Annotated in this window: 16 protein-coding genes, 2 tRNA genes and 1 pseudogene; 6 read left to right on the forward strand and 13 right to left on the reverse strand. The window is 66.4% G+C overall.

The annotated features are described in order from the left end of the window. Positions 1 to 79: 79 nt before the first annotated feature. The 3 genes from OQF70_RS02200 to OQF70_RS02210 form a co-directional block, all read right to left on the reverse strand. Positions 80 to 547, reverse strand: coding sequence for a hypothetical protein (locus OQF70_RS02200; RefSeq protein ID WP_280535591.1), 468 nt, complete (start codon positions 545 to 547; stop codon positions 80 to 82). 16 nt (positions 548 to 563) lie between these two features. Then, complete coding sequence (locus tag OQF70_RS02205) at positions 564 to 968, reverse strand: 30S ribosomal protein S6e (protein ID WP_280535592.1); 405 nt, start codon at positions 966 to 968, stop codon at positions 564 to 566. 84 nt (positions 969 to 1,052) lie between these two features. Then, the gene (locus OQF70_RS02210) at positions 1,053 to 1,484 is read right to left on the reverse strand and encodes a hypothetical protein (protein WP_280535593.1); all 432 of its coding nucleotides are present in this window, start codon (positions 1,482 to 1,484) and stop codon (positions 1,053 to 1,055) included. Between the two features lie 473 nt (positions 1,485 to 1,957). Here OQF70_RS02210 and OQF70_RS02215 point away from each other — a divergent pair, with 473 nt between their 5' ends. After that, entirely contained in the window at positions 1,958 to 2,986 is a 1,029-nt protein-coding gene (locus tag OQF70_RS02215) for a hypothetical protein (RefSeq protein ID WP_280535594.1), read from the forward strand. 307 nt (positions 2,987 to 3,293) lie between these two features. On the opposite strand, the gene OQF70_RS02220 is transcribed toward OQF70_RS02215, so the two are convergent. Continuing rightward, entirely contained in the window at positions 3,294 to 4,538 is a 1,245-nt protein-coding gene (locus tag OQF70_RS02220; protein WP_280535595.1) for a TIGR00300 family protein, read from the reverse strand. Positions 4,539 to 4,690: 152 nt separating this feature from the next. Here OQF70_RS02220 and OQF70_RS02225 point away from each other — a divergent pair, with 152 nt between their 5' ends. Continuing rightward, positions 4,691 to 5,785 (forward strand): phosphoribosylaminoimidazolesuccinocarboxamide synthase, encoded by a 1,095-nt coding sequence (locus tag OQF70_RS02225; RefSeq protein ID WP_280535596.1) that lies wholly within the window; start codon positions 4,691 to 4,693, stop codon positions 5,783 to 5,785. A gap of 59 nt (positions 5,786 to 5,844) precedes the next feature. On the opposite strand, the gene OQF70_RS02230 is transcribed toward OQF70_RS02225, so the two are convergent. Then, positions 5,845 to 6,879: a formyltransferase family protein gene (locus OQF70_RS02230; RefSeq protein WP_280535597.1), complete on the reverse strand. Its 1,035-nt coding sequence runs from the start codon at positions 6,877 to 6,879 to the stop codon at positions 5,845 to 5,847. A gap of 163 nt (positions 6,880 to 7,042) precedes the next feature. Here OQF70_RS02230 and OQF70_RS02235 point away from each other — a divergent pair, with 163 nt between their 5' ends. Then, positions 7,043 to 8,326, forward strand: coding sequence for a DNA double-strand break repair nuclease NurA (locus tag OQF70_RS02235; RefSeq protein WP_280535598.1), 1,284 nt, complete (start codon positions 7,043 to 7,045; stop codon positions 8,324 to 8,326). A 34-nt stretch (positions 8,327 to 8,360) separates the two neighbouring features. Here the strand turns inward: OQF70_RS02235 and OQF70_RS02240 are convergent, their stop codons facing one another. From OQF70_RS02240 to OQF70_RS02255, 4 genes are all read right to left on the reverse strand, one after another. Then, on the reverse strand, positions 8,361 to 9,098 hold the full coding sequence (locus tag OQF70_RS02240; protein ID WP_280535599.1) for a type II CAAX endopeptidase family protein: 738 nt from the start codon (positions 9,096 to 9,098) through the stop codon (positions 8,361 to 8,363). 132 nt (positions 9,099 to 9,230) lie between these two features. Beyond that, a complete protein-coding gene (locus tag OQF70_RS02245) occupies positions 9,231 to 10,526 on the reverse strand; it encodes a glucose-6-phosphate isomerase (protein ID WP_280535600.1) in 1,296 nt (431 codons plus the stop codon). Positions 10,527 to 10,550: 24 nt separating this feature from the next. After that, positions 10,551 to 11,219, reverse strand: coding sequence for a GNAT family N-acetyltransferase (locus OQF70_RS02250; RefSeq protein WP_280535601.1), 669 nt, complete (start codon positions 11,217 to 11,219; stop codon positions 10,551 to 10,553). A gap of 129 nt (positions 11,220 to 11,348) precedes the next feature. Continuing rightward, positions 11,349 to 12,281 (reverse strand): Vms1/Ankzf1 family peptidyl-tRNA hydrolase, encoded by a 933-nt coding sequence (locus tag OQF70_RS02255; protein WP_280535602.1) that lies wholly within the window; start codon positions 12,279 to 12,281, stop codon positions 11,349 to 11,351. 161 nt (positions 12,282 to 12,442) lie between these two features. Here OQF70_RS02255 and OQF70_RS02260 point away from each other — a divergent pair. Together OQF70_RS02260 and OQF70_RS02265 are read left to right on the forward strand one after the other, a co-directional pair. Further along, positions 12,443 to 12,516, forward strand: a tRNA-Lys gene (locus OQF70_RS02260). Positions 12,517 to 12,688: 172 nt separating this feature from the next. After that, complete coding sequence (locus OQF70_RS02265) at positions 12,689 to 13,915, forward strand: CBS domain-containing protein (RefSeq protein WP_280535603.1); 1,227 nt, start codon at positions 12,689 to 12,691, stop codon at positions 13,913 to 13,915. A gap of 101 nt (positions 13,916 to 14,016) precedes the next feature. Here the strand turns inward: OQF70_RS02265 and OQF70_RS02270 are convergent. The 3 genes and pseudogenes from OQF70_RS02270 to OQF70_RS02280 form a co-directional block, all read right to left on the reverse strand. Further along, a pseudogene (locus OQF70_RS02270) lies at positions 14,017 to 15,739 on the reverse strand (HVO_2922 family protein). A 118-nt stretch (positions 15,740 to 15,857) separates the two neighbouring features. Continuing rightward, on the reverse strand, positions 15,858 to 16,367 hold the full coding sequence (locus tag OQF70_RS02275; protein WP_280535604.1) for a hypothetical protein: 510 nt from the start codon (positions 16,365 to 16,367) through the stop codon (positions 15,858 to 15,860). Between the two features lie 413 nt (positions 16,368 to 16,780). Continuing rightward, positions 16,781 to 16,851 (reverse strand) — tRNA-His (locus OQF70_RS02280). A 454-nt stretch (positions 16,852 to 17,305) separates the two neighbouring features. On the opposite strand from OQF70_RS02280, the gene OQF70_RS02285 reads away from it, so the two are divergent. Next, complete coding sequence (locus OQF70_RS02285; RefSeq protein ID WP_280535605.1) at positions 17,306 to 17,761, forward strand: DUF5814 domain-containing protein; 456 nt, start codon at positions 17,306 to 17,308, stop codon at positions 17,759 to 17,761. Between the two features lie 55 nt (positions 17,762 to 17,816). Here the strand turns inward: OQF70_RS02285 and OQF70_RS02290 are convergent, their stop codons facing one another. Beyond that, on the reverse strand, positions 17,817 to 18,959 hold the full coding sequence (locus tag OQF70_RS02290) for a thiolase family protein (RefSeq protein ID WP_280535606.1): 1,143 nt from the start codon (positions 18,957 to 18,959) through the stop codon (positions 17,817 to 17,819). Between the last annotated feature and the right edge of the window lie 72 nt (positions 18,960 to 19,031).

The raw sequence follows: 19,031 nt of genomic DNA on the forward strand, positions 1-19,031 counted from the left end.
CGGGACGTGGCGGATTAAGCCGTTCGGAGCAGCCGGATCCGATGCCGCCGAGACCCGAGCTGCCGGGGTCGGAACACCGTCACCCGTCGAGATCGCGGGCGATGTCGGCAAGCGACCCGCGGGGATCGGCGTCGACGTCGTAGACGGTACGGTCCCCCGGGAGCCGGAGACCGTAGGCATCCCCGGAGACGACGACGTCCAGCAACAGTACGTCACCCTCCTCACGGTCGTGTTCGCCGAGCCACTCGCGAAGCCGATCCTTGCCCTCGCCCGGCGTCCGTACCAAACGGCGGTTGTCGAACAGTCCCCGAAGCACTCGCCCACGGGAATCTGCCTCGATGCGGGCATATCGGGTTTGACGGTTGACGATGACGCGGACGATATCGCCACCACTCACGCCGATCGATTCGGTAGTACCGCTCTCAAGGCGGCTCGCGAGCTCGTCGTCGTCGGGGAGGCGAACACAGAGGCGACGTGTGCCGCCGCTGCGAACGATATCGACACGAACAGCGGCAACGTGCTCATCGTCCGAGGTGACCCGAGCCATCGACCGTCAGGGAGACTTACTCCGCGTCCTCGTCCGCCTCGTCGCCCTCGCCGAACGCCGCGGCGACGTCGCCCTCGCCGTCGGTGACGGCGACGTTCACCTGCGCGATGTCATCGTCGATCTCGGCGCCGCGGACGGTGACGCGCTTGCGTTCGCCATCGGTGGTCGGTTCGAAGCCGACGCCGCCGTCGAGGAGGATCTCCTTGAGGCTCGTTCCCGGGACGTCAGCGCGCATCGGCCGCCCGGTCTCGTCGGATCCGCCGGTGATCTCGAGGGTAAATCCGTCCAGGCCGACGGCGCCGCCGTCGACCTCCTCGCTGAGGCTCCGCCCGAGGAACCGGTTCGCGTCCTGTCCGTCAACGTCGCGCTGATACGTCTCGCCGGCGTCCGGGTCGGCGACGACGACCTTGAATTCTGCCATACGGTGATCGATTCCCCCGTCGAGTAAAAGCACGTCGAAACCGTGTCAGGTTCGACCGATCCGGATCGAACGAGGCCCCGGCACCTACTGGTCGGGGACGTGCCACGGTCTCATCGAGAGGGCCGTTGCGATCGCGGCCGCGGCGCGACTCGGACTCGAGGGGCCACCGGCGTCGGCGAGGCACCCGACTGCTTCCGGATCGAAGGGAACGCCGAGGGCGTCATAGACGGGATCAAGGACGTCGATCGTGGCAGCCACGTCGCGGCGACGTACCGTGAGACACCCAGAGACGAGGGCGACGTCGCGTCGAACACGCTGGGCGATGCCGGCCACCTTACCGCCGTCGACGACGCGTATCGAGTGACTCCCCGGACAGTAGGCGTTCGGCGGCTCGCCCCGTTCGACGGCGGCACCCAGATCGCGGAACGTGGTCGTGAGCAGTCGCCCCACGCGGTCGTATCGATCGGTGATGTCGGCACGGATTCCGGTGGTGGGAACCGCCAGCGCGAACGCCACGGTCCCCCCTGTGTGGGCGACCGCTCGCCCTCCGACGCGGCGTTCGACGGGAGGAAATCCCTTTCGACGAGCGAGACGCTTCGCGGTCTCGAAGCCGTCGGATCGGGCGTCACGCCGCCCGAAGGTGACCTGTCGAACCGGACGCCAGATCCGGAGCACCGGTTCGCGGGTCTCCGCAACCCGATCCAGGGTCGCCCGCGTCCGATCACGTGTTGACCGGGGCGGAGTGGAACGAGGCCCGTGATCGGTCGATACGGATCGCGTGCCGGGATCACGACGGTCCTCGGCGTCGTCCGAACTCGGGAGCTGGTCCCCATCGAAATCCACTCCCCGACCGCGAACGATTCGCATATCGGACCCACGTCGGGGATCGATATAAACCGGTCGTCGACTCCGCACTCGATGGGTCGGTGGTCGATTCGATGCTTCCGACGCGGCTAAGCGGCTCGTCGCGAAAGGGTGTCCCGATGGGTGTGACCGTTCCTCACCGGCTGATCGAGCCGTACCCACGGTTCTCGCTGTACAACTCCCCGTATCCGGCCCACGACGACGCATCGGGGATCGACCTCTATCCGGAGTCGAACGTCGCCACGTCTCCGGTCGAAGGCGTCGTTCGTGGGGTGCGGACGGTGGGCTGTCCGGACCGGGAGTACGCCGTCGATCACGATCACGTGCTCGCAATCGACGTCGACGACGACTGGGCCGCCGAGATCGGCCTCGTGGCTGATGGACCACTCACTGCGCGGATCCTCCACGTCGAACCGGACGTCGGACGGGGAGATCGAGTGGCCAGGGGCGACGCCCTCGGCGAGATGGTCCGATCCGGATTCTTCGGCCCCTGGGTCGATAATCACGTTCATCTCGAGTTTCGCGACCGTGGCGTCGACCCGTATCGGGCAAGCGGGTCCCATCGGCTCGTGGTCGACGGGACCGTCAAACCGGTCCCGTGGGACGGAACCGGCAACGTGGTCGAAACAGGGTCGACGTACGTCCGACTCGATAGTCCCTGCCTCGATGGACCGCACCGATCGGGAACGAACGGGACCTACGCGGGGCTCGCGAGCGACGGCGGTGTCCCGCTCGACGGCGGGCTCACACACTACGGTGGCGGTGGAGCAGTCCTCACCGGTACGGAGGTTTTGGGGACCAAGGGTACCGAGTCATCCGGCTCAACGGCACGCACCGGGCCGGAACGTGCCGGGACGATCGACGGTCCGGCCGGCGAAACGCTGTCGCTGCTCGGTGAACCGATCGGGACCGCCGAGGAGCGGTCGGATACTGCCGGTCTCGAGGAGGAAACGGGCTGGACGACCGTCACCTGGCGGGACGTCGCCGTGTACGCCAACGGCGATCGGGTGACCGGACTCTCGCTGTTCCTCACACGCCGATCGGACCCCGGGATCAAGATCGTCTGGCGTGATCACGGGCTGTCGGTCGGGGACGAGGTCACCGTCTCGATCCGACCGACCGACGATCCGATCCGGCTCGGACCGGGGCGGTAGCGCCGGTCCCGGTGAGCGGCGTCCATTGATGGCATCGATCGACGACGGGAGACGGTGAGCAGTGACGATGACGATGATCGGTGACGATGACGGCGACGATGAGCAATGACGGCGATGGTGAGCAGTAACAGTGATCGGCGATGATGCCGGCCACGATGATGCCGGCCGCGATGATGGCGAACAGCCAGAGCGTGTTCGATCCCCACGACGGCGCCCTGAGCACCCGCCTCGACCGCCGTGGAAACGTCGGTCAGGTCACGGGACGGGTGCGTCGAGATCCCGGATAAACCCTCGTCGTGACGTGGCGTCAGTCGTCGGCTTCGAGCACGAACTCGGCCAGCGTGGGGACGAAGGTCCCGATGTCGGTCACCATCCCGACGGCCTGCGCGGAGCCACGATCGAGCAGCTGGGTGACGGTCGCGGGGTTGATGTCGACGCAGACGGTCTTCGTGGTGGAGGGCAGACAGTTGCCGACGGCTACCGAGTGGAGGAGGGTTGCAAGCATCAACACGAGATCGGCCTCACGGGCCTGCTCGCGGATGGCGTCCTGCGCCTCGACGGCGTCAGTGATCGTGTCCGGCAGGGGGCCGTCGTCGCGGATCGAGCCGGCGAGGACGTAGGGGACGTCGTTGCGAACGCATTCGTACATCACGCCTTCGGTGATCACGCCCTTTTCGACGGCGGCCTCGATCCCGCCGGCACGTATCACCTCGGAGATCGACCAGATGTGGTGTTTGTGTCCCTTGCGGGGGTGTTCGAGCGTCTCGACGTTCATCCCGAGCGAGGTTCCGTAGATCGACCGCTCGAGGTCGTGAGTCGCGAACCCGTTCCCGGCCGAGATCGCGTCGATGTATCCCTTCCTGACGAGTTCGGCGAGGGCGTCGCCGGCACCTGAGTGGATGACGGCGGGGCCGGCGACGACGAGCACGTTGCCGCCGTTCGATTTGGTCTCCGCGAGTTCCTCGGCGATCTGTCGGATCGTCGATTCGGAGGGTCGTTCCGCGGAGATGCCGCCCTGCATAAACCCGAACGGACCGTCGGAGCCACGCGGGCGCTCGGGGGGTTTGACGCGGATCCCCGACTCGTCGGTCGCGACGAGATCGCCCTCGTCGATCGCGTTGAGGACCTTCGTGTATGCCCGTGGACCGCCGTGGGAACCACCCTCCGGTTCGACGACCAACGCGCAGTCCATCTCGATGTGTTCGACCGGGATCCACTCGTCGTCGTAGCGGACCTCGGTGGGGTGGTTCGTCGTCGAGTAGAACCCCGACGGAACGACCTGGTCCGCGGGGGCCGGCTCGAGCGTAACGTTCGGTGGGTCCCGAAGCACCGCGCCGTTCTGGTGCAGTTCGTGCAGGATCCCCTGAAGGGTCGTCTCGTCGTCGGCGGACACGGACAACCGACAGTAGGACGCTTCGTCCTCGTTCTTCCCGACGTTGAACTCCTCGACCTCGAAGGACCCGCCCAGATCCATCACGGCGGTGAAACACTGCTGCATCCGCCCCGAATCGATGATGTGGCCCTCGAGTTCGACGGTCCGAGTGAGACTCATACCCACACCTTTCCCTCGGGGGCAAGGAACGTTTCGTCTCAGCAGCGTCTTCCCAGCCGTGAGACCTATCCGGCCGAGTCAACGGACACCACGGAGCGGTGCCGCGGGCGAACACTGAAAGATTCATTGGGGCCGCTCCCGCGCTGTGAGGTATGACGAGTGTCAAGGAGTTCCGCGTGGCCGAGCCGGCGACGGCCGAATCCCTCGGACGTGGGCGGTTCGTCTTCACCGACGCGTACTCCGTCTTCGACTGGGGACGAATGCCGGATCCGATCCCGCGGAAGGGTGCGAGCCTCTGTACGATGGGCGCGTTCAATTTCGAGCGGCTGGAGGATGCGGGCGTTCCGACGCATTACCGCGGCGTCGTCGATCCGAATCGGGCGGGTGACCCGACCGCCGAACCGGGTGCGAACGAACCGGATGCGGACGAACCGATCCCCGACGATGCGATCGTCGACCTCGACGCGGTCTCGACGCCGCCGACCGAGATGGCGATCGAGTTGACCCAGGTCCCGGACCTCCCGTATCTGGGCGACGGAGACGGGTACGACTACGACGCCTACCACGCGAGTGCGGCCGAGAACTACCTGATCCCCCTGGAGGTCGTCTTCCGGAACACGGTGCCGATCGGGTCGAGCCTCCGTGATCGCCGTGAGCCGAGTGACGTGGGGATCGACGCGTCCGAGTGGCCGGAGACGGTCGTCGATCTCCCGGAACCGGTCGTCGAGTTCTCGACGAAATACGAGGAACAGGACCGGTATCTCACCCGCGAGGAGGCCGAGCGGATCGCCGGCGTCGCCTCGATCGAGGACCTCGAGTCGACGGCGCTCGCGGTCAACCGTGTCGTGACCGATCGTGCGAAGGCAGCCGGGTTCGACCACGAAGACGGGAAGATCGAGTGCCTGTACGTCGACGGCGAGATCCGCGTCGCCGACGTCGTCGGCACCTTCGACGAGAATCGGTTCGCCTACGACGACCAGGAGGTCTCCAAGGAGGTCGTCCGGCAATGGTACAAACGCAACGACTCCGAGTGGGTCGCGGCCGTCTCGGAGGCCAAGCAGGCCGTCGCTGACCGATCCGTCGCCGACTGGCGGACGATCTGTGACGACGAGCCCGTCCCGCTTCCTGATCGCGTGATCGAGGCGGTCTCAGCGATGTACGCCGCCGGTGCGAATGCCTACACCGGACGCGACCTGTTCGACGCGCCCGCGATCGACCAGGCTGTCGACGACGTTCGCGAACTGTGAAGCACTCCGGCTTGTGATATCCGGAACGAGATCGTCGAAAACGGGAAAGCCGGACCGCGTCAGTCGTCGCCCGGTGTCGGCGTCTCGATGACGGTCTCCGTAAGGGATTCGCCGTCGACCGGCGACTCGGGGTTCGCCTCCTGTGCGGCCGGCGCCAGCCCGAGCTGTGCGTCATCGATCGTGTCGGTCATCGCCGTGCTGTCCTCCTCAGAGGTCGAGTCGAACTCGGAGCGAAGGTGGACTCGACCCTTGTGGATCGTGATCGTGTCGGCGAGATGAAGCCGGACGGCCTCGAGAAGGACGTCCGCTTCAAGCGGCTGTCCGCGGCGCTTTATCGTCTCCACGTCGGCGCCGTCGGGGACGTCGAAGGCGCGTTGGGCGATCGTCGGCCCCTGATCGAGATCGGTCGTCACGTAGTGGGCGGTGACGCCGGCGATCCGAACGCCGGCCTCCTTCGCCTGCCGGTAGGCCTGCGCACCCGGGAAGGCGGGAAGCAACGAGGGGTGAACGTTGATGATCCGACCCTCATACCGGAAGACGACCTCCGGCGACAGAATGCGCATATATCGGGCCAGGACGATGAGATCGATGTCGTACTCGGCGAGCAGGTCGAGCAGCCGGTCCTCGTCCGGCGATCCGTTGCCGTCGCCGATGTCGTAGAAGGGTTTGCCGTATCGCTCGGCGAGATCGCGGAGATCGCCGCGGTTGCCGATCACGACCGGAATCTCGACCCCGTCGACCTCCCCTTCGAGGAGGTCGCCGTTCGCTTCCGCCTCGAGCAGCGCCTCGGGTGCGTGGGTTTCCTGCGTCACGAGCAGCGCGACCCGGCGTGCGGTGCGGTCGCTCGGGTAGCGGACCTGGATCTCGACGTCGAGCTCGCGACCGAGATCCGACAGCGTCCGCCGGATCTCATCGCGGGAGGTCTCGAGCTCGCTGGCGTCGACGCGCATCGTCATCCGGAAGATACCCTCGCGGACGGCTTGATCGAGGTCCTCGATGTTGACCCCGCGCTCGAACAACGCGGAGGTGACCCGGGCGATGAGTCCGGTCTTGTCTCCTCCGACGACTGTGATCTCAGTGAGTTCGCGGGTCATACGCCGATCACCTCCGGACTGTCGAGCGGATGCATTACGTCCGCCAACGCGGTCGACGGTTTAGCCCGTTTCGGTCGTCCACGCCCACCGATCAGTGCCATCACACCACGCGATCCGTGCCGTGACCGACCCACTTTTGAGACGTCCCGCCCCCAGAGTATTCGTGACGCTCGATCCGATCCACGTGGACAACATCGCGCGCCTCGCGTCGACCATCGCGGGCACGGTCGAGACGGCCGACCGGGAGGGGCTTGCCGAACGGGTGTGGGCGGACTGGCTGCCTGAACTCCGCCAAGACGGCCGCGTGATCCTCGAGCCGGTCGACGAGCACGCGCGCCACCGCGTCGACATCGACGACGTCGCGCTCACGGATCCCCCCTTCGAGACGGTTCACGGGCTCGATTCGGGAACGATCAACCCCACGACGTTCAAGAACGGGCTCGTCGTCGACGTCGCCCACGCGGCGATGGCCGCCAACCCGACCGACCTGGACCTCCACCGCTCGCGGACGATCGTCGCGACCGTCCACACCGCCGACACGACCGTCGATCACGACACGGACTGGGGGCGCCGCGATGAGGGGTACACTCAACAGCGCGTGTTGCAAGCGCCGCCGATCAATCGATATGCCGAGGGGGTCGTTCACGCCCTGGCGCTGTATCTCGCCGAGAGCAAACACGCGCTCGACCACGCCAACACGGTCACCGACCTGCTCGTGCTCGACGGGCCCATCTACCCCAAGGAGTTGTTCACCTGGGTCGACCGTGATCCCGAGCTCGGCGACCTCGCCCGCGAGGCGAAGCCACGATCGGTCATCGAGAACTACGTTCGGCTGGTGGAGACGTTCATCGAATCCGGCACGCCGATCGCGGGATTCGTGAAGAATCCCTCCGGGCGGGCGATCACGCGCGCGCTCTCGAACGCCGGGATGGACGCACCCTGGCCGGACGATGCCGCGCTGTTCACTCGGTTGCTCGAGCGGCGCACCGACGCGGATGGCTCGAGCGTGACGTCATCGGGGTCGACCCGCCGGGGAGAACGCGTGACCGACGAGCTCACCGCGACCACGTGGTTCCGGAGCCGCGGCGGGACCGATCGACACGTCGCCGCCGACGGGGACGCGCTGGGCGTCGAACGGCGGCTCGACCCGGAACTCTATGAACCGACGTTCCTCGTCATCTACGACCCCAGAACCGACGTGACCTATAAGCTCGAGGCACCCTACGCGTTCACCCGCGATCCCGACACGCGGCGGGCGCTGACGACCCAGGTTCTCGCCGAGGTGGCCGCCGAACGGGGCCCCCCGAAAGCGGTCGCAAAGGCCGACTCGTTGGCCCGGATCGGGTCGGCGGAGACGGCCTCCATCCGCCGAAAGTTCGCGGAGCAGTTCGACACGGACCAACTGCGATCGTACGACGACGTCCGCTGGCCCGACGTCGAGGGGTGACCGTGTGACGGTCCGTCCGGAGTCAGCAGCACCGTCACGTCACGTGTGAAACGTACTGGATCGCGTAGATCGCGCCGTTGTAGAGCCCGTGCACCAGACACGGCACGAGCACGTTGTCGGTCCGTTCGTAGAGATAGCCGAGCACGCAGCCGAGCCCGGCGGCGACGGCCGCGTACAACGCTGCCTCGCCGGCCGCTCCCACGACCGCTGGTACGTGGATCGCGCCGAAGATCGCGCTCGCGGCCAGGATCGAGGGCCACGCTCCCCACGACCGGCGGAACAGCCCTTGAACGGTGCCGCGAAACAGCAGCTCCTCGCCGGGACCGACGAAGAGGATCGAGACGGCGATCATATAGAGGAAGTAGGTCGGATCCGACTGCCCCGCCAGGATCGCCTGGTTCTCACCGGTCGAGACGCCGATCTGGTCGAAGACGAAGAGGGCGGCAAACTGGATCGCGAGGAGGACGACGGTCCCGACGACGACCACCGCGGCGTTCCGGGGATCGATTCGACCGATCCCAATGAGGTCCCAGTCGTCGGCGATCGCGAGGTACCCGCCGACTGCAGCCCCGAACCCGACGAACTGGAAGACCGTTCGGACGACCGTTGCCCCCCAGCCGTCGGCGGCAACCAGTCCCGCTCCGACGACGAGATCCGTGAAGGGTTGGGTGATCGCGCTCGAGACGAGCAGCGCCGCGAGCACGACGAGGAGCCCCTGTCCGATCGTCCACGCGTGCTCGCTGTATTCGACGATCGCCGGTCGCCGTGCCATTGAGAACCGGTAGGACGGGGCGTCCTATAGGCACACCGGAACACGTCCGGCGTCGGTTCACGCGTACGCTGTGACCGGATCGAGTCCGACCATCACCGATCGTCGACGTGATTCGACGATCGCCGGCCGGTCTCACCGATCGCCGGAGACGGCGAGCTCCCGCTTGTCCGAGACGGCGTCCGCTTCCGGGAAGTCCCCACCGCCGAGAAGCCCGCGGGCAGCCCGTTTGCCCCACTCGACGGCCGGCTGGGTGAACGTCTCGAGACTGGCGAGTTCGCCGTAGAGGACGCAGGCGGCCTCCATCCCGTAGAGGAGTTCGCCGAGCGCGCGCTCGTCGACGCGGTCGATCTCGATCCGGACGTTTGGCCGGTCGGCGGCCGCCAGACTCGCCTCCGTCGCCTCGAACTCCGCGTCGAGCAACCCGCCGAGGGAGCCGCCGCCGAGGTAGGCCAGTCCCTCCAGATCCGTCTCGGGAATGGCGACGTCCGCGCGTTCCCGTGGGCGCACGAACGTGACGAGCTTGTCGCGCGGTCCGGCCCGGTAGAGTTGCAGTTGGGAGTGCTGGTCGGTCGCGCCGAGCGCCCGGGCGGGCGTCTGTCCGACGCCGTCCTTCCCGAGGCTTTCGGCCCACAGTTGGGCGAACCACTCGGCGAACGTCTCCAGCGACTCGGCGTAGGGCAACAGGACGTTCGTCAGCGCCCCGCGCTCCGCCAGCGCGTACGCGACCGCGCCGTACGCGTACGCGGGCGAGTCGTACAGCGATCCGGCGAGGCTCGCCTTCCCGTCCGCGCCACCCCGGATGATCGCCTCGACGTCGTGGCCCTGGAGCGCGGCCACCGCGAGCCCGACCGTCGAGAGCACCGAAAAGCGACCGGGGACGCCCGCGGGGACGTCGAGCGCCGGGAGGTCGTGCCGATCGGCGAGTCGCCGGAGGTTGCCCTCCGGACCGGTGGTGACGACGGTGCGCTCGGTCCAGTCGACGCCGTTCCGATCCATCGCCTCGCGGACGACGAGGAAGTTCGCGAGCGTCTCGGCGGTCGTCCCGGAGTTCGACACCACGTTGACGACCGTCTCCGCGAGCGGGAGGTCCGCGAGGAGTCGCTCCGTATGGTCGGGATCGACGTTGTCGAGGAAGTAGGCGTCGACGTCCGACTCGAGCGCGTTCGCGAGCGTGGCCGCGCCGAGCGCGCTGCCGCCGATCCCGACGGTGACGACCGCCTCGGGGTCCTCGAACCCCGAAACCGTCGTTCGGATCGCGTCCGGATCCGCCGTCTCGGGGAGGTTCAGGGCTGCATACCCGAACTCCTCGGTCGCCATCCCGTCGGCGATGGTCCCGTGTGCGTCCGCGACCCGGTCGTCGAGCCGGTCGAGGTACTCCGTCGTCAGGCCCGGGGTCGTCCCGAGCGTATTGCCGATGTCGACGTCCATACCGGACGACCGGGCGAACCGGACTTAGGGATTGTCGTCTCCGGGCGACTCCTCGCCCGGATCGTCAGGGTTCAAGAGCGCCCGCAGCGCGTCGGTTCCGACGAGGTCGGCGAACGGAACCGGGGGATCGGGGTCCACGGGACGGTCGCGAAGCGTCCGGTGCCACCACCGGACGTCGTGCCAGTCGCCGTGTTTGAAGCCGACGGCCGGGAACGTGCCGACCGGCTCGAAACCGAACCGTTCGTGGAGGGCGACGCTCGCCGGGTTCGGCAGGGTGGTGACCGCGTAGACGCTGACGAACCCCTGCGCCCGGAGGATCCGGAACAACGCCGCGTACAGCCCCGATCCCACGCCGGATCCGCGGTGCCCGTCGGCGACGTACACCGATGGCTCGACGGTCCACTGGTAGGCCGCCGTCTTGCGGAGTTGGCTCGCGGACGCGTAACCGATCACGGTTCCACCCCCCGATTCGGGGGCAGCTGCAGTCCCCGATTCGGGAGTGCTCTCCCCGTCGATCCGTTCCACGACCACCCACGGGTGCGTCTCGACCGTCTCCTCGATGTCGGCGGCGACTCCCGCCGTCGTCGGCGGGTCGGTCCTAAACGCGATCGGCGTCTCTTCCACGAACGGCGCGTAGATGTCGCGGATCGCCTGCGCGTCCTCGGGGGTCGCCACGCGAACTCGGCGGGCCATCGTGGCTATTCGTGGCACCGGAATCGGGGAAAAGGGTTCGCAAGCGGCGATGGAGCAGATCGGATCGGAAGCGGCGAGCGGTCGAGTCGAGGAGAGATCAAGCTGAGTCGAGGAGAGATCAAGCTGAGACTAGATCGCGTACACACGCGTGGTCCAGAAGTCGGCGAAGGCCGCCGCGAGCGCCGGCTCGGGATCGCCGGTCGCGTCGGAGACGTCCGTCACGTCGGCTAGATCCCGAAGGTCGCCGAGAACGCTTCGCTCGCCGACGACGATCAGCCGATCGAGATCCGCGTCGGCGGCAAGGGGTTCGAGCGCGTCCCGGGCTGCATCGAGGTGCTCGTCGATCTGGTCATCGCGACGGCGCTCGAAGCGACCCTGCGAGAAGCCGCCCTTCGAGTGGGCGCTTTTCACGTCGCTTTCGAACCCCTCGTAGTCGGTTCGTTCGACGTCGTCGCCGTCGGGGTCGGTGCCCTCCCCATAGACGCCGACGGCGAACAGATCCGATCGAACGAGCGCAAATCCGAACCGGCCGGTCGGAAGGAATCGGTGTCGAGGGAGTTCGAACGTGGCGTCCCAGCTCGCGGTCGTCTCGGCGGGCTCGATCGGCGGGCGCAACGCGGCGCTGATCATCCCGGAATCGTCGGCGACCACGACCGCGGGTGCGGCGCGGCGGACGAGTGGCGTGGCGTCACCGAAGTGATCGGCGACCGGCTCGGGAACGGCATCCTCGCTCGCGACCATCGCGGTGAGCGCGCCCTCGTTCCCGGCCTCGATCGCCGACAACCGATCCAACAGGTCACGCGTTCTGGCGCCGCGAGCGTCGTGTACGCGTCGGAACTCCCGCTCCGAGTCATCGCCGCTCGCGCGCTCGACGCGGTCCTCGAGCTCCTCGATCCGGTCCTCGAGGCGATTGATGCGCTCCTCGGCGTCCTGTTTGGCGGCAGTCGCCTCGGCGCGGCGCTCCCGTTCGGCCTCGAGCTGCCGTTCGAGGTGATGGTTCGTCTCCTCGAGCTCCTCGATCCGCGATTTGAGCTCGGCCCGGCCGAGCAACTCATCGAGCATACAGACACGCGTGGTACGGGCAACTTAAACGGTCGGCGTCGATCGCCGCGAGGAACGCCCGAGCGATCGACCGCTGCTCGCCCGACGACGACACGGCGATCGCTCCGGCCGACGGTCGTTTCCTAAACGCTTATGCGTACCCTGCCGTAAGAGGCGAATGCGGGCCGGTAGCTCAGTTAGGGAGAGCGTCCGGCTTTTAACCGGACGGTCGGGGGTTCGAATCCCTCCCGGCCCGTGAAACGAGACCGCAAGCCACAGCAGGCGGTCGAGTGGACCGGCAGGGGAGACAAAGCTTCGATGGGGGATTCGGGTGGTGAACGCCACGCCGACGTCCCGCGTGTCCGTCCCACGTCGATCGCCAACGTGTCCGCCCCACGCTTATACCGGATGCGCCCGAACGGAAGGATATGCGAGGCATCAAGATCGGGAGCGCCTTCGGCATCCCGATCAGACTCAATTGGACGTTCCTGCTGGTCCTGCCGTTCTTCGCCTTCCTGATCGGACAGGACATCGCAACCATCGCGTCGGCGATCGGTGGTGCGCTTCCGGTCTCGATCGACGCCGCGAACCTCACGGGTGGATCGCTGCCGTGGATCCTGGGGTTCGCGTCCGCGCTGGGGCTGTTCGTCGGCGTACTGCTGCACGAATTCGGCCATTCCCTGGTGGCGATGCGGTACGGCTACGAGATCGACTCGATCACCCTGTGGCTGCTTGGCGGGCTCGCCAGCTTCACCGAGTTCCCCGAAGACTGGCGCCACGAGTTCTGGATCGCCGTCGCCGGACCGGCGGTGTCGATAGCCGTCGGCATCGGCTGTTACGGCGTCCTCCTGCTCACGAGTGGGCTGTCATCGAGTTCGCTTGCGGTCCTCGGCGGCGTCGACGCCGTTCGGTTCGTCTTCGGTTACCTGGCGGTGTTGAACATCGTTCTGGCGGTGTTCAATATGCTCCCGGCGTTTCCGATGGACGGCGGCCGCGTGCTGCGGGCGCTGCTTGCACGGAGCGCCCCCCACGCGGTGGCGACGCAGCGTGCCGCCGCGATCGGCAAGGCGTTCGCCTTTCTGCTCGCGATCGTGGGACTGTTCTCGAACTGGTTCCTCATCTTCCTCGCACTGTTCATCTACATCGCGGCCTCCGGCGAGGCCCAACAGACCACACTCAACGCCGCGTTCGAAGGCGTGACCGTCGCCGACGTGATGACGCCCGGTCCCGAACTCGACGTCGTCACCGAGGAGACGACCGTCGCAGAGCTGATCGACCGGATGTTCCGGGAGCGCCACACCGGGTTCCCGGTGATGGACAACGAGATCCTCGTCGGAATGGTGACGCTCGAGGATGCCCAGGGCGTCTCCGAAGTCGAACGCGACGCCTACCACGTCGAGGACGTGATGGAACGCGATCTGATAACCGTCTCGCCCGACACGGAGGCGATGGACGCGCTCCAGACGATGCAGCGCAACGACGTCGGTCGGCTCCCGGTCGTCGACGCCGACGGGACCCTCGTCGGGCTCGTCTCGCGGACCGACCTGATGACGGCGTTCAACGTGATCCAAAACAGCGGCCGGCCGACGATGATCACCGGCCGAGCGCTCGGCGGCGATCGTGGCACGTCCGCGATCGACGGGGATCGTTCATAGCCGGCCGGCCAGCGAGAACGGACTGGGTAGCGAGAACGGACTGGGCAGGATCGGGACGGCGGGGGCAGACCCGCGTCGAGCGGCAACCCCGGTCTCCACGTCTACTCGTCGGGTTCTGTTTCCTCGGCGTCGGGTTCGGTTTCCTCGGCGTCAGGCGCGTCCCGCTTGACGCTCTCGACCGCGGACACGGCCCCTGCCCGCGAGGCGTATCCCTCGCCCGAGTCGGCGAGGATGTTCCCGTTCCGGTGCCGGAGCCGCCAACGCCACTCGGCGGCGGCGTCCTCGTAAATCTCGAAGGCGGCGTCCTGAATGTCGAGCACGTCCGCGTCGGGAACGTAGCTCTGGACCCGCTCGACCGCGTCCGTCGCGTTGCGTTTCGACGCGTATCCCTCCCCGGAATCCGCGATGATGTTGCCGTTGTCGTGTCGGAGCCGCCAGCGCCACTCGCCGGCAGCGTCCTCGTAGACTTCGAAGGTTGCGGCCATGGTTCGAGTAATACTGTTCGGGCAGCGACATAACTGTACCGCCGAACGAGGGGTGATCGCGGGCCGACCCGAACCGTCGGCGTCGACCCGAACCGGTCCGGTAGCGCTACTCCTCGTCGAGGATCTCGACGGGCGCGTCCTCCGCGTTCGACCGAACGCTGTCGACTCCCTGACGGGCTTTCGACCGTGAGGAGTACCCCTGCCCGGAATCGGCCAGGATCTCGCCGTTCTCGTGAAGGAGGCGCCATCGGTATTTGCCGGCGGCGTCACGGTAGAGTTCGAACGCCGTCGGATCGACGCGGAGGTAATCCGCACTCGCAACGTGGGAGCGAACGCCGTTCATCGCTCGAACCGCGTTGGATCGCGAGGCGTAGCCCTCGCTGGAGTCGGCGATGATGTTGCCGTTGTCGTGTCGGAGCCGCCAGCGCCACTCGCCGGCAGCGTCCTCGAAGAGCTCGAAGCTGCTCTGGCTCGCGACCGATTCGGAGGGGACCGCAAGATCGGGTTCGGCGGCGTCGTCGGGCTCCGACGCCGCCTCGTCTTCGACCGTGGCCGTGGACTCGGCCGGCTCGATCCGTAACACGCCGGCGCCGAGCGCGTTCCGCATCACGCTGTGCATTCCCTGCTGGCACTTCTGCCGGGAGCTGTATCCCTGTCCGGAGTCGGCGATGACGTTCCCGTTTCGATGGCGAAGCCGCCACCGGTGTTTGCCGCCCGCGTCCTCGTACAGTTCGAACCGGGCCCGACTGCTTCGAACCGCCTCCAGCTCACCCTCGGTCGCCGACAGCTCCTCCTCTAGCTCGCGAACGCGCGTCTCGGTCTCCTCGAGTTCCGCCGACGTCCCGGCAGCCGTCTCCTGTAACTGCTCGTGTGCTTCGTATACCGGATCGGTGACGATCGGCACGATCGCCCCCGCGAGGGCGATGAGCAGGATCCCGAGCGCGTAGAGCGCCATCACGCCCGTATGCCCGGCGCCCGGCTCCCAGCTGCCCGGATAGACCACCACGAACCAGGCGAGCGCGACGACGCAGATGCCAGTCCCGAGGGTTGCAAGCGTCGTGGCCCGCCGTCGAAGCGGGAACCGAACGATCGCTCCCAGCATCACGAGCGGCGCCCCGACGCCGCTGAGTACGACGCCGTACTGACGATACGCATAGTTCACCGCACTCGTTCCAGATCCACCCGCATTGCCGGCCGTATACAACACCACCCCGAGCAGCGTGAGCAGCGCTCCGAGCGCGAAGAGCCAGTATCCCCGCACTTCGTCGTCGGTTCGCGGCGTTCCGATCCGGGTTGTGTACACGTCCGTCAGTCGACTCGGGTCACCTTGATCCGACATATGGTGTCTATTGTCGTGGTGATACTTACCAGTATGGGCCGATCGACGACGACGACAGCGATCGCACGATGTCCGCAAAGCGAACGAAACGGTCCTGACTACGGGGCTGACTCGCGATTCATCCCGTCAAACCGGCAGATTCCCGAAGGCGGGTCTCGGGGATTCGATCGTGTTCGGCCCGTCGATGGCACCCCGGACACAGCGTGACGACGTTTCCGAGGTAGTGGGCGTCGCCGACGGTATGCCGGTCCGACTCCGCGAACAGCCGAACCGGCAGGAGGTGATGGACGTCGGGGTTGCGTCCCAACTCGTCACGCGTCGTGCCACAGATCACACAGGCGTAGCCGTCCCGATCGAGCGCCCGTCGGCGGACCGCAGCCCAGCCCGGCCCATAGTTCCAGTCGCTCCCACCAGTCCAGTTCGGATGGCCTTCGCCCGTGAACGATTCGGAGAGCCAGAGCGACCGACACTCGATCGAACAGAAGTGTACCTCGCCGTCAAGCTCGCTCGGATGGCGTTCGAACTCCTCCTCACACTCGTGGCAAGTAATGGTTCGTTTGCCCCCCTTCCAGCGAGGGTTCTGTTCTCCATCCACGTTCGGGCGTGTTCGCCAGCTTCGCTCTTCCACACAATCCGAACAGAACTTTCCTGGCTTCTCGGACGGATAGTACGTGAACGTCGATTCACATAGCTCACAGACGGCTTCGCTTTTCGCGCCGCGATAGTTCCCGTTGTCCGTGCCGCCATAGGAGTCGGCAGCCTCGAGACAGTCATCGGAACAGTATTTCTTTTCGTGGGGGCTATGGAAGTCGGATCCACAGTGAGAACACGTTCTGTTCGGTAGCTTTTCGCCGTGAACCTGAGCGTGATGAACGCCGAGGCCGCGTTTCGCTTCGAACGATCGACCACACGTCGGACACCGATGAGCCATACTGCGATTACGGCCGCGACCCGATATTAATCTCCACCGTACGGCGAAAGTATCCGATCGGTATCGATACCCAGGACTCTCACAGGGAGAAAGTATAAATTAAATTATGAGTCCGGGCGCGAGAATTGAACCCGCCTCACAGGCACCACAAGCCTGTAGGATGCCACTACCCCAGCCCGGACACGCATTCATACCTAACGGAGACCTGTAAATATACGTTACGGCTTACGACCCCTCTGCGTCGTGTTATCACGATGCTTCGCCGCCGGTGGTCACGCTCACGCCACGTCGACAACACACCACGGTCCTTTTACGGGGTGTCGAGGCGAATGCCACGGAGCTTGACCCCGGTGGATGAAGCCCACAACTCGTGAACCAAACCATTAATTTTCAACACGACGAACAAAGGAGTGTAGCGGCACCACTCGAGTCTGGCTTCAAGTCCAAAAACACGGACGGTCAGACTCTCCGCCGTGACCATCAAGTAGGCCGGGGAGAGGCCGAATCCACGCCTGCGGAGACTGCACTCCCTGTGGAGACTACCGTGGAATCTGCAAAGTGCGTCGTGGAAACAGGAAGCCTCGGGACTGGACCCCAAGGCACTTCACTCACCCAACACCTATTTCGGTCCAACTGTGGCGATCACGGACAAGATCTACGTGAAGAACCACCGCCAGATCGCCTCCCAGCTGGAGGCGAGCCTGCCGAAGGGTGCCTTCTCCGGGGCGACTCTCGATCTCCTGTTCACCGGCGACGGGATCGCGAAGCTCGATTCGGCCACCCGCGATCGGGTTCTCGACTTCGCCGAGGATTTCCTGGACTGTGACTGCGACCAGAACCCCTACTGTGGGTGTCCCGAGCGGAAGTTCGCGCGCTATCTCCTCGAGTTACGGGCAGAGGGGCTCGGCCCGAACGCGATCGTCGACGTGATGACCGACGACTATCTGGTCTACGCGTACACCGGCGACGTCCGATCGTTCCTCGACGACTCCATTCGGACGATGGAAGCCGTCGAAACCCTCGCTGACGTCGACGGGCATCCGGAGATGGCCGACCGCGCCCGCCGGGCGAAACGCGACCTCTCGGGCTGAGTCGTCCCCGACGTCCTCGAGGTCCCGCTCTTGACGTCCGCGTTCCGTCGACCGTCTACCGTTCGAACTCGATCGCGGCACCCTGCCCGAAGCCGACACAGAGCGTTGCGAGCCCACGGTCGGCGTTGCGAACGTTCATTTCGTGGATCAACGTCACCGGCAGCCGTGCGCCGGAGGCACCCAAGGGGTGGCCGATCGCGATCGCGCCGCCGTTCACGTTGAACCGGTCGTCAGGAATGCCGAGTTCCCGTTTCGAGTGGACACACTGTGAGGCGAACGCCTCGTTGAGCTCGACGAGGTCGTAGTCCTCGATCGACGTTCCGGCCCGGTCGAGCAGTTCACGGGTCGCCGGAACCGGGCCGATCCCCATCACGGTCGGATCGACACCGGCGACGGCGTTCGTGCCGACCTCGGCGAGGACGTCGAGGCCGTGGTCCTCGGCGAACGCCCGGCTCGTGACGAGCGTCGCCGCGGCGCCGTCGGAGATCTGTGAGGCGTTTCCGGCCGTGACGGTGCCGTCTCCGGTGAACGCCGGCGGCAGCTCCGAGAGCGCGTCCACGGTCGTGTCGGGGCGGATTCCCTCGTCCACTTCGATGAGGCCGTCGGCGGTTTCGACGGGGACGATCTCCCGGTCGAACCGCCCGGATTCGACCGCCTTAGCCGCCCGTCGATGGCTTCGTGCGGCGTACTCGTCCTGTGTGCGACGACTCACGCCGTACTCCTCGGCGACGGTCTCGGCGGTCATCCCCATCTGCAGCTGGAACACGTCGTACCGCTCGGACAGCTCCGGGTGAAGGTGATCGTAGGCGCTCGTGTCCATCGGCACGCGGGACATGTTCTCCACGCCGCCGGCGATGATGCACTCGCGGTTGCCGGCAGCGATCGCATCCGCCGCGGAGATGATCGCCTGCATCGAGGAGGCGCACCACCGATTGATGGTCGTCGCGGGGACGCTCTCGCCGAGCTCCGACAGCAACGCGATGACGCGTGCGACGTTGTTGTCCTGTTCGTCCCGCTGCTGGGCGACGCCCCACATCAGGTCGTCGATATGATCGGCCGTCAATCCGGTCGTTTCGAGGATGTGGTCGATGAGGGTGATCGAGAGGTCCTCGCTGCGAACCTCGCTGAAGACCCCGCCGTCTTTGCCCTGTGGGGTCCGACGGGCGACCGCGATCACCGGTGTGGTAGCTGCCGACATATCGATCGCTCGGGCCGGCGGCGGCTTAAGTTCGGGTGGATCCGTCTTCCGTGTGGATTCCGCTCCACGTAT

It is taken from the genome of Halopenitus sp. POP-27 (assembly GCF_029889855.1).
Taxonomy (GTDB): Archaea; Halobacteriota; Halobacteria; order Halobacteriales; family Haloferacaceae; genus Halopenitus; species Halopenitus malekzadehii.